This window comes from Vibrio sp. YT-19(2023) (genome assembly GCF_033337395.1).
The window spans coordinates 1-752 of record NZ_JAWOQN010000414.1 but is presented as its reverse complement, the minus strand read 5'-3'; the positions used below and the strand labels follow the sequence as shown (position 1 = coordinate 752).

Below are 752 nucleotides of genomic sequence, written 5' to 3'. Positions count from 1 at the left end.
CCGCGCCTTGCCAACTTGGGTCAGTGAACAGGTTTTTGGCTTGTTCATATTCTCCCTGTTTATAGAGATTAGCCGCTTTCTGATCGGCATTTAAGAATGGGTTGGCTTGTGCACCTGGAGTCCAAGTCATTGGAAGCAGCGCAGCGAAAAATACCCAAATTACACCACGGCGGAACAGGAAAACGGTAGGCAGTAGCAGTAGAGGCAATAGCCAAAATCCGCCATTCAAACGAGAATCGGTTTTGACCTCTTGATTCTGTTTTGCTGCCAAGTTGTTCCCAGTATTATTCGTGTACGCTGCGATGCTATCCACGTCTCGGTTGTTGTGCTGAATAGGAACAAACATACCGCCCGTCTTGTTGGCTAGCGTTTGTAGGTTTTTCAGGTGTGTTTTGGCAACAACGGTCGAGCCTTGCGTGGTCTTAAGAAGCGAGCCGTCGGGTAGGGCAATCGGTGCGCCGTTTGCCGTGCCGATTGCAAGAACCGAGACTCGTATGTTTTTACCTTTAACTAAATTCAGAGAGCGTGCCAATTCTGAATCATCAAGATCATCGGCAAGAACCACAATGTCTCCTTGGTTTGCACCGGCTTGTGATAATTGACTTAACGCCAATTCGATCGCTGCAGGGAGGTTCGAGCCTTGGAATGGCATCAGCTCTGGCGACAAGTTCTCGATGATACCTGCTAGCGTACTAGCATCCGTCGTTAGCGGACTCAAGCTGTAAGCATCGCCTGCATAGGCGATCAATCCA

The 752-nt window shown here is 49.2% G+C and carries 1 protein-coding gene; it reads right to left on the bottom strand.

Translation table 11 applies throughout. The features are described from left to right. Positions 1-752, bottom strand: a 752-nt coding sequence (locus R7E78_RS26260; protein WP_318058626.1) for a VWA domain-containing protein, incomplete at both ends; no start/stop codon positions are given.